14 protein-coding genes and 2 tRNA genes are annotated in these 15,887 nt (G+C 60.2%); 8 read left to right on the top strand and 8 right to left on the bottom strand.

Annotated features, from left to right (window positions below; all coding sequences use genetic code 11):
• Positions 1-68 precede the first annotated feature (68 nt).
• A complete protein-coding gene (locus tag ACMGF9_RS06280; RefSeq protein WP_021505604.1) occupies positions 69-1,760 on the top strand; it encodes a sensor histidine kinase in 1,692 nt (563 codons plus the stop codon).
• The gene (locus tag ACMGF9_RS06275; RefSeq protein WP_004936341.1) at positions 1,757-2,491 is read left to right on the top strand and encodes a LytR/AlgR family response regulator transcription factor; all 735 of its coding nucleotides are present in this window, start codon (positions 1,757-1,759) and stop codon (positions 2,489-2,491) included. Before ACMGF9_RS06280 ends, ACMGF9_RS06275 begins: the two co-directional genes overlap by 4 nt.
• Before the next feature lie 4 nt (positions 2,492-2,495).
• Here the strand turns inward: ACMGF9_RS06275 and ACMGF9_RS06270 are convergent, their stop codons facing one another.
• Positions 2,496-2,828 (bottom strand): DUF2502 domain-containing protein, encoded by a 333-nt coding sequence (locus tag ACMGF9_RS06270; protein WP_033632450.1) that lies wholly within the window; start codon positions 2,826-2,828, stop codon positions 2,496-2,498.
• Positions 2,829-3,225: 397 nt separating this feature from the next.
• Between ACMGF9_RS06270 and ACMGF9_RS06265 the strand changes: the two genes are divergently transcribed.
• Complete coding sequence (locus ACMGF9_RS06265; protein ID WP_004936347.1) at positions 3,226-4,455, top strand: OFA family MFS transporter; 1,230 nt, start codon at positions 3,226-3,228, stop codon at positions 4,453-4,455.
• A 69-nt stretch (positions 4,456-4,524) separates the two neighbouring features.
• Here the strand turns inward: ACMGF9_RS06265 and glk are convergent, their stop codons facing one another.
• Positions 4,525-5,487 (bottom strand): glucokinase, encoded by a 963-nt coding sequence (glk, locus tag ACMGF9_RS06260; RefSeq protein WP_015378652.1) that lies wholly within the window; start codon positions 5,485-5,487, stop codon positions 4,525-4,527.
• 310 nt (positions 5,488-5,797) lie between these two features.
• Between glk and ACMGF9_RS06255 the strand changes: the two genes are divergently transcribed.
• Positions 5,798-7,045: an ion channel protein gene (locus ACMGF9_RS06255; RefSeq protein ID WP_021505606.1), complete on the top strand. Its 1,248-nt coding sequence runs from the start codon at positions 5,798-5,800 to the stop codon at positions 7,043-7,045.
• Here the strand turns inward: ACMGF9_RS06255 and ACMGF9_RS06250 are convergent.
• Positions 7,042-7,734 carry an aspartate/glutamate racemase family protein gene (locus ACMGF9_RS06250; protein WP_015378654.1) on the bottom strand — a complete coding sequence of 231 codons (693 nt, stop codon included), beginning with the start codon at positions 7,732-7,734 and terminating at the stop codon, positions 7,042-7,044. The genes ACMGF9_RS06255 and ACMGF9_RS06250 overlap by 4 nt on opposite strands.
• 66 nt (positions 7,735-7,800) lie before the next feature.
• Complete coding sequence (locus tag ACMGF9_RS06245; RefSeq protein WP_004936357.1) at positions 7,801-8,253, bottom strand: multidrug/biocide efflux PACE transporter; 453 nt, start codon at positions 8,251-8,253, stop codon at positions 7,801-7,803.
• A 98-nt stretch (positions 8,254-8,351) separates the two neighbouring features.
• Here ACMGF9_RS06245 and ACMGF9_RS06240 point away from each other — a divergent pair, with 98 nt between their 5' ends.
• Positions 8,352-9,221 (top strand): LysR family transcriptional regulator, encoded by an 870-nt coding sequence (locus ACMGF9_RS06240; protein ID WP_044030749.1) that lies wholly within the window; start codon positions 8,352-8,354, stop codon positions 9,219-9,221.
• Here the strand turns inward: ACMGF9_RS06240 and ACMGF9_RS06235 are convergent.
• Positions 9,218-10,879: an alpha-keto acid decarboxylase family protein gene (locus ACMGF9_RS06235; RefSeq protein WP_414160605.1), complete on the bottom strand. Its 1,662-nt coding sequence runs from the start codon at positions 10,877-10,879 to the stop codon at positions 9,218-9,220. The genes ACMGF9_RS06240 and ACMGF9_RS06235 overlap by 4 nt on opposite strands.
• A 188-nt stretch (positions 10,880-11,067) precedes the next feature.
• Here ACMGF9_RS06235 and mgrA point away from each other — a divergent pair, with 188 nt between their 5' ends.
• On the top strand, positions 11,068-12,057 hold the full coding sequence (gene mgrA / locus ACMGF9_RS06230; protein WP_306377884.1) for an L-glyceraldehyde 3-phosphate reductase: 990 nt from the start codon (positions 11,068-11,070) through the stop codon (positions 12,055-12,057).
• Between the two features lie 222 nt (positions 12,058-12,279).
• Entirely contained in the window at positions 12,280-12,690 is a 411-nt protein-coding gene (locus tag ACMGF9_RS06225) for a DUF2502 domain-containing protein (protein ID WP_103085537.1), read from the top strand.
• 41 nt (positions 12,691-12,731) lie between these two features.
• Here ACMGF9_RS06225 and ACMGF9_RS06220 read toward each other — a convergent pair whose 3' ends face one another.
• The gene (locus ACMGF9_RS06220) at positions 12,732-13,967 is read right to left on the bottom strand and encodes an Nramp family divalent metal transporter (protein WP_004936371.1); all 1,236 of its coding nucleotides are present in this window, start codon (positions 13,965-13,967) and stop codon (positions 12,732-12,734) included.
• Between the two features lie 377 nt (positions 13,968-14,344).
• Here ACMGF9_RS06220 and ACMGF9_RS06215 point away from each other — a divergent pair, with 377 nt between their 5' ends.
• Entirely contained in the window at positions 14,345-15,532 is a 1,188-nt protein-coding gene (locus tag ACMGF9_RS06215) for a NupC/NupG family nucleoside CNT transporter (protein WP_004936373.1), read from the top strand.
• A 118-nt stretch (positions 15,533-15,650) separates the two neighbouring features.
• Here the strand turns inward: ACMGF9_RS06215 and ACMGF9_RS06210 are convergent.
• Positions 15,651-15,726: transfer RNA gene (locus tag ACMGF9_RS06210), tRNA-Ala, on the bottom strand.
• Between the two features lie 59 nt (positions 15,727-15,785).
• Positions 15,786-15,861, bottom strand: a tRNA-Ala gene (locus tag ACMGF9_RS06205).
• Positions 15,862-15,887: the final 26 nt, after the last annotated feature.

The following is a 15,887-nucleotide window of genomic DNA, read 5'->3' as shown; positions in this document are numbered from 1 at the left end:
TCTCGCTGTGGTATACTGCCGCCATCCGTAGGCCGCAGCGAGAACCCGTCGTGCACCCTTTTTTTGAAATGCTGTTGGCGGTGTTTGATCGCGCCGCGCTGATGTTAATCTGTCTGTTTTTTCTGACCCGCACCCGGCTGTTCCGCCAACTGCTGCAAAAAGAAGACCATACGCCGCTCGAGCTCGGCATCGTCACGGCGATCTTCTCGCTGTTCGCGCTGTTCAGCACCTACTCCGGCATCAACGTTGAGGGATCGCTGGTCAACGTGCGCGTCATCGCCATCATGGCCGGCGGCATTCTGTTCGGCCCCTGGGTGGGGATCGTCACCGGCATCATCGCCGGGGTGCACCGCTATCTGATCGACATCGGCGGCATCACCTCGGTGCCCTGCCTCATCACCAGCATCATCGCCGGCATCAGCGCCGGCTACATCAACCTCAAGGTGAGAAAAGAGCAGCGCTGGCGCGCCGGCATCGTCGGCGGCATGCTGTGCGAATCCCTCACCATGCTACTGATCGTGCTGTGGGCCAAGCCGACCGAGCTTGGGCTCGACATCGTGTCGCAGATCGCGCTGCCGATGATCCTCGGCACGGTGTGCATCGGCCTGATCGTGCTGCTGGTGCAGAGCGTCGAAGATGAAAAAGAAGTGATCGCCGCACGCCAGGCCAAGCTGGCACTGGATATCGCCCACAAGACGCTGCCCTATTTTCGCAACATCAACAGCGAATCGCTGGCCACCATTTGCGATATCATCCGCCAGGACATCCGCGCCGACGCGGTGGCGATCACCGATACCCATCAGGTGCTGGCTTACGTTGGCGTGGGGCGCGAAGCCTACCCGATCGGCCGCGAAGGGCTGAGCCGCGTTACCCGCGAAAGTATTCGCCACGGCAAAATCATCATCAAAAACAACCTGGAAAACCCGGCCGCGCCGCAGATCCATTCGCAGCTGGTGGTGCCGCTGTGGGAAAAGGGCGAAGTGACCGGCGCGCTGAAAATTTACTACTGCCACGCTCACCAGATCACCAACACGCTGAAGGTGATGGCGGTCGGGCTGTCGCAGATCATCTCCACCCAGATGGAGGTTTCGCGCATCGAGCATCTGCGCCAGATGGCGGATAAAGCCGAAATGCGCGCGCTGCAGAGCAAGATTAACCCGCACTTCCTGTTCAACGCGCTGAACGCCATCTCTTCCTCTATCCGCCTGAATCCGGACACCGCGCGCCAGCTGATCATCAACCTGTCGCGCTACCTGCGCTACAACCTGGAGCTGAACGACGAACTGATCGATATCCGTAAGGAACTGCATCAGATTCAGGACTATATCGCCATCGAACAAGCGCGCTTCGGCGCCAAGCTGGCGGTGATTTACGACATCGACGACGACGTCTCGGTGCGCATTCCGAGCCTGCTGATCCAGCCGCTGGTGGAGAACGCCATCGTGCACGGCATCCAGCCCTGCAAGGGTAAAGGGGTGGTGGTGATCGCGGTGAAAGATCAGGGCGATCGGGTGAAAATTTCGGTGAAGGATACCGGCCACGGCATCAATCAGGAAACCATCGATCGGGTGGCGCGCAACGAGATGCCGGGCCACAATATCGGCCTGCTCAACGTGCATCACCGCGTGTCGCTGCTGTACGGTGAAGGGCTGCATATCCGCCGCCTGGAGCCGGGCACCGAAATCGCGTTCTATATCAGCAAAAACGGCGGCAAGCTGCATCAGGAACCGAGCGCGCCGCCGGTCGGGGAGGCCTCATGAAAGCTATCATCGTGGAAGACGAATTCCTCGCGCAGGAAGAACTCAGCTACCTGATCAAGAAACACAGCAATATCGATATCGTCGCTACCTTCGAGGATGGCCTCGACGTTCTGAAATACCTGCAAACCCACCAGGTCGACGCCATTTTCCTCGACATTAACATCCCGTCGCTGGACGGCGTGCTGCTGGCGCAAAACATCAGCAAGTTCGCCCATCGGCCATCGATCGTGTTCATCACCGCCTATAAAGAACACGCGGTGGAAGCCTTCGAGATCGAGGCGTTCGACTATATCCTCAAGCCCTATCACGAGGCGCGCATCGTCACCATGTTGCAAAAACTGGAGGCGCTGCATCATCGCCCCGCCGGCGCGGCGGAACCGACCAGCGCGCCGAGCCGCGGTAGCCACAGCATCAACCTGATCAAAGACGAGCGGATCATCGTTACCGACATCAACGACATCTATTACGCCGCCGCCGATGAAAAGGTGACGCGGGTCTATACTCGCCGGGAAGAATTCGTGATGCCGATGAACCTCACCGAGTTTTACGGCCGGCTGCCGGAAGAGCATTTCTTCCGCTGCCACCGCTCTTACTGCGTTAACCTGGCCAAGATCCGCGAGATCGTGCCCTGGTTCAACAATACCTACATTCTGCGGCTGAGCGATCTTGAGTTTGAAGTGCCGGTCAGCCGCAGCAAGGTGAAAGAATTTCGCAAGCTGATGCGCCTGTAAGCGCTTACCAGCGCGGGCCCGGACGGTAGTAATAGCCGGGCGGCGGTGGTGGCGGCATGCGGTAATGCGGCCGATCTCGCCAGTCGCGCCGCGGCGGCCCGTAGTAAATCACCCGTGGCGGCGGGCCATAATAGTACCCGCGCGAACGTTCATACCGGTGATGATCGGCCCACCAGCGCGGATCGCGCCAGCGATAGCCGTCCCAGTAGTGGCCGCGATGATCGCGATCGCCGATATGCAACGACAGGCCCGGCACGTTCACGCCGATGGAGACGTCGGCCTGGCTCGCCAGCGGCAGCGCCAGCAGCGCAGCCAGTAACAACAGCGTTTTTTTCATTTCATGGACTCCTGCAGAGCGGACCTCGTCCGATCGCAGATAACATAGTCCCGCGCTCGCCGCCGCTCTATAGGCGCAATGCCGATTTACGCCTTGCAGACGCATCCTTCACAATTTCACCACAATCGTTCACCGGCGATTAACAATAAATCGTTGATATCTTTGATGTAGATCACGTGTTACTCCCGGCATTTCACGCGCTTTTAGGCGTAAAAACGGCAACTCACGCCGTATAAAATGCATTTCATTCCTTCTGCCGTGCAATTCATTCCCGATCCGCCGTCCGCCGGGGGGGCCGGCCATATAATAAGCCCAGACCGCGGGAACACAGATTCACCCCGCAAATTTCAGCCAGCGGCTCACGCCCGGCAACGCACACACAGGAAGGAGACCGGCCATGAACACCAAACCGGCAAATCGCAGCTTAATCGTTCTCGGCACCATCATCTGTCAGATGGGTCTGGGCACCATCTACACCTGGAGCCTGTTCAACCAGCCGCTGGTCGACAAGTTCCACTGGGGACTGGCGGACGTCGCCACCACCTTCTCCATCACCAGCTTCTTCCTGGCTTTCGCCACGCTGTTCGCCGGCAAGCTGCAAGAACGCTTCGGCATCCGCAACCTGACGCTGTGTTCCGGCATCCTGGTCGGCCTGGGCCTGATCGCCAGCGCCCATGTCAGCTCGCTCGACATGATCTACTTGCTGGCCGGCGTGGTGGTGGGCTTTGCGGTCGGTATCGCCTACATCTCCACCCTGTCCAACCTGATTAAATGGTTCCCGGCCAACAAAGGCCTGATTTCCGGCATCTCCGTCGGCGCCTTCGGCAGCGGCAGCCTGCTGTTCAAATACGTCAACGCCGCCCTGATCGCCGACGTCGGCGTTTCAGGCGCCTTCTTCTACTGGGGTGCCATCGTGATGGGCCTGATCGTCGTCGGCTCCCTGTTGCTGAAAGAGCCGGTGCTGGCAACCAGCGCCGCACAGCCAGGCGCCAACGGTCTGGGCAACGACTTCAGCGTGCGCCAGATGCTGGCCACCAAAGAAGCTTACCTGCTGTTCACCATCTTCTTCGCCGCCTGCATGAGCGGTCTGTACCTGATTGGCATCGTGAAAGACATGGGCGTTCAGCTGGCCGGGATGGATTTGGCCACCGCCGCCAACACCGTGTCCGCCGTCGCCATCTTCAACACCGCCGGCCGCATCATTCTGGGTACGCTGTCTGATAAAGTAGGCCGTATGCGCGTCATCAGCTTCACCATGCTGGTTACCGTGCTGGCGATTGTCGCGCTGAGTTTCATGACCCTGAACCACACGCTGTTCTTCATCTGCGTTGGCGCGGTGGCCTTCTGCTTCGGCGGCAATATCACCGTGTTCCCGGCGATTGTCGGCGACTTCTTCGGCCTGAAGAACCACAGCAAGAACTACGGCATCATCTATCAGGGCTTCGGCCTGGGCGCGCTGGCCGGTTCGTTCGTCGCCAAATACTTCGGCGGCTTCCACGCCACCTTCATGGTGATTGGCGTCCTGTCTGCCGCTTCTTTGCTGATTACACTGTTCATCAAAGCGCCGAAAGCGGTGGAAATGGAAAGCGAAGAAACCGCACAGGCGGCGGAGCTGGCCAAAGCCTGATCCCCTGCGAAAACGACAAGGGGCGCAACCTGCGGGTTGCGCCCCTTTTTTATTGCCCCGCCGCGCGGCTTACAGCCGCATGCCCAGCGTCTGGCGCAGATGCGCGCCGGCCCCCAACAGGCCCGGCTGGCCATGGGTTATCATGAACACCGGAATGTCTCGCACATAGTCACGGAAACGCCCTTTGTCTTCGAAGGCGGCGCGGAAGCCCGAGGCCTTGAAGAATTCCATAAAGCGCGGCACGATGCCGCCGGCGATGTACACACCGCCGAAGGTGCCCAGATTCAGCGCCAGGTTGCCGCCGAAGCGCCCCATGATCACGCAAAACAGCGACAGCGCGCGGCGGCAGTCGATACAGCTGTCGGCCAGCGCCCGCTCGGTGATGTCCTTCGGCTCCAGTTTCTCCGGCAGGCGGTTGTCCGCCTTAACGATGGCGCGATACAGATTGACCAGGCCCGGCCCGGACAGCACGCGCTCGGCGGAAACGTGCCCCACTTCACCGCGCAGCACCTCCAGAATAATGTCTTCTTCTTCGCTGTTCGGCGCGAAATCAACATGGCCGCCCTCGCCCGGCAGGCTGACCCAGCGGCGATCGACCTGCACCAGGTGGGCGACGCCCAGCCCGGTGCCGGCGCCGTACACCGCGATCGGTTTGCCCGGCTGCGCATCGCCGCCGCCAAACTGCAGCACGTCGTCCGGCGAGAGCATCGGGATCGCCATCGAGACGGCGGTGAAATCGTTGATCACTTCCAGGTGACTCAGCCCCAGGCTGGCCTTCATTTCTTTGATCGAGAACGCCCAGCTGTGATTGGTCATCGCGACCCAGTCTTCCGTCACCGGGCAAGCGATCGCGATGCAGGCGTCCTGCACCTCGATCTCGCACTCTTTCAGGTATTGGCGGATCACCGCCTCCAGGCTGTCGAACTCCAGGCCGGAATAGGTTTTCGCCTGGGTAATCTCACCCGTCGCAACAGTGCACAACGCCAGGCGGGCATTGGTGCCGCCAACATCACCCACGAGGGCATAGGTCATTGATTTCGTCTCCGCAAAATGAAAAATAAAACGCTGCCCACACTGTAAAATCCTGCTGCGAAAACAACAATCACCCGCCTCGGATCTGCACCTCAATAGCGATCCGGATCACAAAAAACGTTTCAGCTTGTCCGCTATGCCGCGATTTGAAACAAATTGCGGCAAAAAACGCCCCCCGGCGACTGTTAACCGTCATCGCCGCCGGGCAATATCAATGCGTGCCTGCGCGCCGATAGTCTGGCAAGCTGTGGCCACTGCCCAACCACCCGCACTCCCTGCCCCGCAGGGAGGCATCGACAAGGGATTATTCATGCTGCATCCGCGCGCCAATGCCATGTTGGCCTTTGCTTTGCCTGCGCTGATTATCGGTTCCGTTTCCAGTCTGGTGCTGCTGTTGGTGATGAAAATTGCCGCCGCATTGCAGCAATTACTGTGGGTGACGCTGCCCGATGCGCTGAGCCTGGACGCCCAGTCGCCCTGGTGGCCGGTTGCGATGCTGACGCTGACCGGCGTGGCGGTCGGCCTGATCGTGCGTTATATGCCGGGTCACGCCGGGCCGGATCCGGCGACGGAATCGCTGATCGGCATGCCGCTGCCACTCTCCGCCTTGCCGGGGTTGGGGTTGGCGCTGATTGTCGGCCTGGCCGGCGGCGTCAGTCTGGGGCCGGAGAACCCGATCACCGCCATCAACATCGCACTGGTGGCGGCGGCCGGCGCGCGCCTGCTGCCGAAGGTGCCGCGCATGGACTGGATCATCCTGGCGGCGGCAGGCACCATCGGCGCAATGTTCGGCACACCGGTCGCCGCCGCGCTGATCTTCTCGCAAACCCTGGCCGGCAATAACGAAACGCCGCTGTGGGATCGGCTGTTCGCCCCGCTGGTGGCTGCCGCCGCCGGCGCGGTCACCACGCAGATGTTCTTCGTGCCCAATTTCGCCCTGCAGCTCGATGCCTACGACGTGACGCGGCTGCCGGACATTTTCAGCGGCGCCATCGTGGCGCTGATCGCCATCGCGCTCGGCATGGTGGCGCTGTGGTGTTTCCCGCACGTTCACCGCCTGTTCCATTCAATGAAGAATCCGGTGTTGATGTTAGGGCTGGGCGGCTTTGTGCTGGGGCTGCTGGCGCTGTTGGGCGGAGAGATTACCCTGTTCAAGGGGCTGGATGAGATGAAACGCCTGGCGGTGGACGACAGCTATTCGGTGCCGGCGCTGTTGACCATTACCCTGACCAAGCTGGCGGCGCTGGTGATCGCCGCCGCCTGCGGTTTTCGCGGCGGGCGCATCTTCCCGGCGGTGTTCGTCGGTGCGGCGCTGGGCCTGATGCTGCACCAGCATGTTCCGGCGGTGCCGGCGGCGATCACCGTCTCCTGCGCCATCATGGGGCTGGTGCTGGTAGTGACGCGCGACGGCTGGCTGAGCCTGTTTATGGCGGTGGCGGTGGTGCCGGATCTGCACCTGCTGCCGGTCTTGTGCATCGTGATGCTGCCCGCCTGGCTGGCGCTGGCGGGCAAGCCGCTGATGCTGGTAAACCGCCGGCAACCGCCGCGCGACGATTAGGCCAGCGCGAACGCCGCGGCGGCGCGGGCGTGGATTGCAGTGGTGTCGAACACCGGCACCGACGCATCCCGCTCGCTCACCAGCAAGCCTATTTCGGTGCAGCCGAAAATAATCCCCTGCGCCCCCTGTTGTTCCAGATCGCTGATAATCCGGCGATACTCGTCGCGCGAGGCGTCGCGAATTTTACCGAGGCACAGCTCGTCATAGATGATGCGGTGTACGATGTCGCGATCGGCGCTGACCGGCGTCACCACGTCGATGCCGTGCAATTCCTGCAGGCGGCCGCGGTAAAAGTTTTGCTCCATGGTAAAGCGCGTGCCCAGCAGCCCAACGCGGCAAATGTTTTTTTCCCGCACCTGCAGCGCCGTGGCATCGGCGATGTGAATCAGCGGCAGACCGCTGGCCTGCTCGACCGCCTCCGCCACCTTGTGCATGGTGTTGGTGCAGATCACGATAGCTTCGGCGCCGGCGGCGCGCAAAGCCACCGCGGCGGCGGCCAACAGCCGGCCGGCGCCGTCCCAATCGCCCTGGTGCTGCAAGCGCTCAATCTCCTGGAAATCGACGCTGTAGAGCACGATTTTGGCCGAATGCAGCCCGCCAAGGCGCGCCTTTACCTGCTCGTTGATGGTGCGGTAATACGGAATGGTGGATTCCCAGCTCATGCCGCCCAGCAGACCCAACACTTTCATCCTTCGTTCCTCAGCATTTCCGACGATCCTCTGACCTTACCTGAGAATCGTCGGTCTGACGACGCCTTATTTGGCGCCGGAATTGATCGGCTGGCGCGCCTCGAACCAGCGCTGACGCAGCATGTCGTACAGCCAGTTATAGGCCATGGTGTACGGCAGGAAGAACAGGAAGAAACCGATTTCCAGCATAAACGCCTGCGTCCAGGAGATGCTCAGCATCCAGGCGGCGATCGGCACGCCGATCAGGATAAAACCGGCTTCAAAGCCGACGGCGTGCAGCGCACGCACCTTCAGGTTACGCACCACCCGGCTGACCGGCCACAGGCGGTCGAACACCGTGTTGTAAACCATGTTCCACAGCATCGCGACGGTGGAGAGCATTACCGCCAACGCACCGACCTGCACCATTGAACGGTTCAGCAGCCACGCGCCCAGCGGGGCGCAAACCATCACGGCGATGGCCTCGAAACCGACGGCGTGGACGATACGTTCAATGAGAGACTTGTTTTGCAGTTGCATACATCACCTTTTTTCAACAGTTGTTGCGAAAGCCAGGTGATTATCATCGCTTTTTTGGGTAGATTAAAAATAGATTCCATCGATAAAGTAGATAGATCATGCACTATTCCCCGGAAGCGTTGCACGCGTTTGTCGAAGCCGCCGCCCTCGGCTCGTTTTCCGCCGCCGCGCGCAAACTGCGCAAAAGCCAATCCACCATCAGCACCGCCATCGCCAATCTGGAAGCCGACCTGGCGCTGACCCTGTTCGATCGCGGCGCGCGCCAGCCGGTGCTCACCGCTGCCGGCCGCAAAGTGCTGGGACATGTGCAGGCGATCCTGGCCGCCAGCGAACGCCTCGACGCCCTGAGCATTCAGTTGGCGGGCGAGGTTGAACCGCGCCTGAGCATGGTGTTTTCCGATACCTACCAGCCCAAGCATCACGATCGGTTGATGCAACTGTTCGAACAGCGCTACCCGGAGATTGAGCTGGAATGGATGATCGCTGAGGAAGGCGACGTAATCGATCTGCTGCAAAGCGGCCGCGCGCATTTGGGCATGGTGGAAGTGCAAAAAAGTTATCCGCCGGATATCGCCTTCTCCCGGCTGCCTGAGCAGACCGAAATGGGGCTGTTCGTCGCCCATCAGCATCCGCTGGCGCAGGTCGCTGCGCCGACGCCGGAGCAATTGTCCAGCACCCGCCAGTTGATCCTGAACACCTACACCGGCGCCGAGGCGGCCAGACAAGGCGGGCTGGTCTGGTCGGCACCCAGCTATCTGCTGTTGCTCGAGATGGCGGAACAGGGATTCGGTTGGGCGGTGTTGCCGCACTGGTTGGTGCAGCAATACGGCCACGGCAGGCTCACCCAGCTGCGGCCGCGCGGCTGGCCCAAACTGATTTCGGTGGATGCGGTCTGGTCCAAACTGACCCCGCCGGGCCCGGCGGGGTTCTGGATGCTGGAGCGCCTGCTGGGCGACACCCTGCCTTAAGCGGCGGCGTTGCGCGCCTGAATGGCGCGAGAGACGGTATCGAGGAGTTCCGGAATGTCCATCTTCGGCAGCATCACTTCGATGAAGGCCAGCCGCTCGTCGCCCGCTACCTCGCGCAGCGCCTGACGCAATCCGTCCGGATCGCTGACCCGCAACGCCTTCACCGGCCGATCACCGGCCAACGCCTTCGGCAACTGCGTCCAGTTCCAGCGCGCGATATCGTTATAACTTTGCTCCGGCCCGTGGATCGCGCGCTCAACGGTATACCCCTGATTGTTCAACACGAAGATCACCGGTTTAAGCCCGTCGCGCAGCATCGATCCCAGTTCCTGCACGGTTAACTGCGCGGCGCCGTCGCCGATCAGCAATACTGCCCGGCGCTGCGGTTCGGCGGTCTGCACGCCGAACGTCGCCGGCAGGGTATAGCCGATCGATCCCCAGAGCGACTGTACGATCAGACGGCAGCCACGCGGCAACGTCAGCGCCGCCGCGCCGAAACAGGCGGTACCCTGATCGGCCAGCACGATATCCCCCGGCCGCAGGAAATCCTGTACTTGCCGCCAGAAGGCGTGCTGATCCAGCCCTTCCCCATCGCCTTCCGGCAGCGCCGGGCGGACGATCGGCGGCAACGGCCAACGCGACGCCAGCGACAGGCTCAGGCGGTGCAATGCCTGCACCGCCTCGCGCATCGGAATGCGGCTAAAGCGCTGCCGCCCGACCCAGGCTTCGAACGGTTGAATATCGATGCATTTTTCCACCGGCAGGTGATGCGTGAACCCCGCGGTAATGGTGTCGGTCAAGCGTACGCCGACGTTGATCACCACATCCGCGTTTTCGATCAATTGTTTCACCGCCGGATCGCTGGCGCCGCCGCAGTAGGTACCGACAAAACCGGCGCGATTCTCGTCCAGCAGGCCCTTGCCGAGCAACAGCGTCGCATGCGGCATATCGACCTCCTGCAGCCACTCGTCCAGCGCCGCTTCGGCGCCGAAGCGATCGGCCAGGAAGTCCGCCAGCAGCGACACCCGCCGTGCCGACAGCAGCTTTTCGCGCGCCGCGGCGATAAACGCCTGCAATGCGCTCTGCGACAGTTTGGCCTGGCGCAGCATCAGCGGCGCCGGTTTACTCGGCAGCGGCGCCTGCGCGACGTCGCTGGGCAAAATCAGGTAAACCGGGCGATGCTCCAGCAAGGCGGCGCCGATCAGGCGGTCTATCTCCAGCGCAGCGTTGTCGGCGGTCAGGTCGGCCTGCGCGACGGTCACCTCTTTGGCTATCCGGGCGAAATGAGTGAAGTCGCCATCCCCCAGCGAATGATGCAGCAAATCACCGGCGCGCTGGGCGCGCTGCGCCGGCGTGCCAACCACGTGGATCACCGGCAGGTATTCGGCGTAGCTGCCGGCCACCCCGTTCAACGCGCTCAGCTCCCCCACGCCGAAGGTGGTGAGCAGCGCGGCCGCCGGTTTGCAGCGCGCATAGCCGTCAGCCGCATAGGCGGCGTTCAACTCGTTGGCGCAGCCTACCCAGGTGATTTGCGGATGCGCGAGGACGTGATCGAGAAATTGCAGGTTGTAATCCCCCGGCACGCCGAAGAAATGACGGATGCCGATTTGGGCCAGACGATCGAGCAGATAATCGGCCACCGTATAGGTCTGAGTCATGATCATCACCGGTCTGCAGCTGAAGCGATTATCTTAATTATCGAAGATGCCGTTCAAATTTCGAACAATCATCCCGGCATCGAACGGCAACCTGGCGTTACATGCCGGCGTCGTGATCGCTCCCGCGGCAACGCGGTGTGGAAACGTATACACTCAAAGCACTTCACCTTTCGCCGACAAGGATAACTATGTCTTACCCAGCCTCCCCCTCGCGTTATCAAGCTATGGAATACCGGCGCTGTGGCCGCAGCGGGCTGAAGCTGCCCGCCGTCTCACTCGGCCTGTGGCACAACTTCGGCGACGCCACTTTGTACGATAACGCCCGCGGCCTGATCCGCTGCGCCTTCGATCGCGGCATTACCCATTTCGATCTGGCCAATAACTACGGCCCGCCGCCCGGCGCCGCCGAGGAGAACTTTGGACGCATTCTCAACGCCGATCTGCGGGCCTGGCGCGATGAGCTGATCGTCTCCTCCAAAGCCGGTTACACCATGTGGCCCGGCCCCTACGGTGATTGGGGCTCGAAAAAGTACCTGGTCGCCAGCCTCGATCAGAGCCTGAGGCGCATGGGGTTGGAGTATGTGGATATCTTTTATCATCATCGGCCGGATCCGGACACGCCGCTGGAAGAAACCATGGCGGCGCTGGATCTGCTGGTGCGCCAGGGCAAAGCGCTGTATGTCGGCCTGTCCAACTACCCGGCCGAGCGCGCGCGACAGGCCTTCGACATTCTGCAGCAGCTCGGCACGCCGTGCGTGATCCACCAACCGAAGTATTCGATGTTGGAACGCGGGCCGGAGACGGCGTTGCTGGATACGCTGGAAGAACATGGCGTCGGCTCTATCGCCTTCTCGCCGCTGGCGGGCGGCCTGCTGACCGATCGCTACCTGCACGGCATCCCGCAAGATTCTCGCGCCGCCAGCGGCAGCCGCTTCCTGCAGCCGGAGCAGCTGACCGCCGAGCGACTGGACAAGGTGCGCCGCCTCGATGCGCTGGCGCGGCAACGCGGGCAGAAGCTGTCGCAGATGGCGCTGGCCTGGGTGCTGCGCGGCGATCGCGTGACCTCAGTGCTGATCGGCGCCAGCAAGAATGCGCAGATAGAAGACGCGGTGGGCATGCTGGCCAATCGTCACTTCAGTGAAGAAGAGCTCGCGCAGATCGAGAACATCTTATTGTAATCGTTTACAAATTCCGCCGTTCAATCGAGCGGCGATACTCCAGAAAAATCTCAAATCTTAACCTCCTGCATCATTTTCAGAGTGGCTCTCAGATTCAACCCTATACGCCGGCGCTATGATGCCGATATTGCAGCAAAAATAACGATAAGGCCGCTTTTAAACTGATGAACGCGCTTCATAAAGTGACAAACGGCCAGGCCGCGCAAGCGGGAAGGAGAAGCCATGTTTAAACCTCTGCTCTTGGCCGCCATTTTGGCGGCGACGGTACTGCCCGCCGCACAGCATGCGCATGCCGAAGGGATCAGCATCGATCTGATGCCGGGCGTTTCATTGCGCATCGGCGATCAGGATAACCGCGGCCGCTATTGGGATGGTTACGATTGGCGGGATCGCGACTGGTGGCAAGGCCATCAGGGCCGTTATCTCGGCGACCGCAGCCGTCGCGGTTACTACTGGGACGGCTATCGCTGGCGCGATGGCGACTACTGGCGTAAACACTATTACTATCATGAAGGACGCTATCGTAAATACGACAAACACTACGATAAGCACCACTGGAAGAAAGAGAAAAAGCACCATCACGATCATGACCGCGATCGCTGGCGCCGCCACGGCGATGACGACCGCGATTAACAACGACGGGCCGGCGCAACGCCGGCCCGCACTGTTTTCGCTTACAGCACGCTGCCGATCAACAGGTAGCCGTTCAATCCCACCACCACCAGTACGATCAGCTTGCCCAGATTTTGCACCAGCGGGCCGTTGACCATTTCCCCCATCAGCGCCCGATTGCCGGTGAAAGCCAGCAGCGGCACCAGCGCCAGCGCAATGCCGAAGCTGAGCAGCACCTGGCTCAGCACCAGAATGCGCGTCGCATCCATCCCCAACATGATGACGATAAACGACGGCAGCATGGTCACCGCGCGCCGCAGCCACAGCGGAATATGGAAACGCACGAACCCCTGCATCACCACCTGCCCCGCCAGCGTGCCCACCACGGTAGAAGAGAGGCCGGCGGCCACCAGGCTCAGGCCGAACACGGTGGCGGCGGCGTGCCCGAGCAGCGGTTGCAGCGTCAGGTAAGCCACGTCGAGATCGGCGATGCCGCTGTGGCCGCTGAAATGAAACGCGGCGGCGGCGGTGGCCATCATCGCCAGATTAACGAAACCGGCGATGGTCATAGCCACGGCGACGTCGACTTTGGTGGCGGCATAGCGTTCCGCCTTGTCGTGCTCGCCGCCGATTTGGGTGAGCGACGAATGCAGATAGATCACGTGCGGCATGATGGTGGCGCCCAATACCCCGGCAGCCAGGAATACCGCATCGCCGTTAGGCAAATCGGGCAGCGCCATCCCCTTCAGCAGCGGCGCCAACTGCGGCTGGGAGAAAGCCAGCTCGACGATGTAAGCGGCGGCGACGAACAACAACAGCCCGCCGATCACCAGCTCCAGCGGCTTTTGCCCGCGTTTTTGCAGCATCAGAATTAAAAAGGTGGCGATGCCGGTCAGCACTGCGCCCTGCAACAGAGAGACACCGAGCAGCAGCTTGAAGCCGATCGCCGCGCCGATAAACTCAGCCAGATCGGTCGCCATGGCGATGATCTCCGCCTGTACCCAATAGGCCCACACCGCCGGCCGCGGAAAGCGATCGCGAATATGCTCGGCCAGATTTTTCCCGGTGGCGATGCCCAGCTTGGCGGACAACAGCTGGATCAGCATCGCCATCACGTTGGCCCAAACCACCACCCACAGCAGGCTGTAGCCGAATGAGGCGCCGGCCTGGATGTTGGTGGCGAAGTTGCCGGGATCGATATAGCCGATAGCGGCGATGAAGGCGGGCCCCATGAGCGAGAGTTTGATTTTTCTGGCGGAGCGACCGGAGGTGGTTTCAACCACGCGACTGTTCAGCATATGTTGAACCCTTACTGAAATTACGTTTATCTCCACTCTATATAAATGATAATAATTATCAAGCGCATTTAGAGCGGTAAAACTTATCTCTGTAATAGCCAACATTAACGGTTTTATCGAAGGGTTCAGCGCGGAGCTTGCCGATTTCCGTGCTTTTCTGATGGGATTTTGGCTGCAATACCCCTGAAAGACAGGTTAGCACAAGAATACGAATTTCCTATTGCTGCTTTAACATCTTGATTTTTTATGCTTTTGCGCAACACTTTAGGAGAACTCCCACTATGATTTTCCATATTTGCAATAGAAGTCTCGTTTTTAAACGTAGCGTTACATAAAATGACAGCCGAAATTCAGCCTGCCTCAAATTTGGAGCAAACATGTCCCATATTGCGCACTTTGCGTTGGCGATAGTGGTGGTAGCGATCCTGGCCCTGTTGGTGTGCCGCGATCGTAAAAGCATCCGCATTCGCTATGTTATTCAACTACTGGTTATCGAAGTACTGCTGGCCTACTTTTTCCTGCATTCGGAAGCGGGTTTGGGCTTCGTAAAAGGATTCGCCGCGCTGTTTGACAAACTGCTCGGGTTTGCGGGACAAGGGACTGATTTCGTGTTCGGCGGCATGGGCGACAAAGGCCTGGCGTTCTTCTTCCTGAAGGTGCTGTGCCCGATCGTCTTCATTTCGGCGCTGATCGGTATTCTGCAGTACATCAAGGTGCTGCCGTTCATCATCCGCATTATCGGCACCGTGCTGTCGAAAGTGAACGGCATGGGCAAGCTGGAGTCGTTTAACGCCGTCAGCTCGCTGATCCTGGGGCAATCCGAAAACTTCATCGCCTACAAGGATATCCTGGGCAAGATGTCGGAAAAGCGCATGTACACCATGGCGGCGACCGCGATGTCTACGGTTTCCATGTCCATCGTCGGCGCCTACATGACCATGCTGGACGCCAAGTTCGTGGTGGCGGCGCTGGTATTGAACATGTTCAGCACCTTTATCGTGCTGTCGCTGGTCAACCCGTACGACACCAATAAAGAAGAAGAGCTGCACCTCGGCAACCTGCACGAAGGCCAGAGCTTCTTTGAAATGCTGGGTGAATACATCCTGGCGGGCTTCAAAGTAGCGATTATCGTCGCCGCGATGCTGATTGGCTTCATCGCCCTGATCGCCGCGCTCAACGGTGTGTTCAGCGCCATTTTCGGCCTGAGCTTCCAGGAAATCCTCGGTTACTTCTTCTATCCGTTCGCCTGGATCATGGGCATTCCTAAGCACGAAGCCCTGCAGGTTGGCAGCATCATGGCCACCAAGCTGGTTTCCAACGAATTCGTGGCCATGATGGAACTGCAGAAAGTCTCTGCCGAGCTGTCGCCGCGCAGCCTGGGGATCCTGTCGGTGTTCCTGGTGTCCTTCGCCAACTTCTCTTCCATCGGCATCGTGGCCGGTGCGATCAAGGGCCTGAACGAACACCAGGGCAACGTGGTGTCACGCTTTGGCCTGAAGCTGGTGTACGGCTCTACGCTGGTCAGCATCCTGTCCGCTTCTATCGCGGGTCTGGTGCTGGGCTAAGCCTGAAATTCACAGCAATGATAAGGCGCCTGCGGGCGCCTTTTTTATTGGCCGGCATTCGGCGAAGGTTAAATGACACAAAGCAAAAAGCCGACCCTAAGGTCGGCTTTTTAAATGGTGGTGGAGCTAGACGGGATCGAACCGTCGACCTCTTGCATGCCATGCAAGCGCTCTCCCAGCTGAGCTATAGCCCCACAAAAGTGGTACGCTTTGACCGGCGTTACGGTATCCCCAACCTTTCTGAGAAGAAGATTGGTGGAGCTAGACGGGATCGAACCGTCGACCTCTTGCATGCCATGCAAGCGCTCTCCCAGCTGAGCTATAGCCCCGTTCCACAATCACTTTGTGCTGTGAA

The sequence above is a fragment of the Serratia sp. BNK-23 genome (assembly GCF_047456145.1).
In the GTDB taxonomy this organism is placed as follows: domain Bacteria; phylum Pseudomonadota; class Gammaproteobacteria; order Enterobacterales; family Enterobacteriaceae; genus Serratia; species Serratia nematodiphila.
This window is presented reverse-complemented; position numbering and strand designations above follow the sequence as displayed.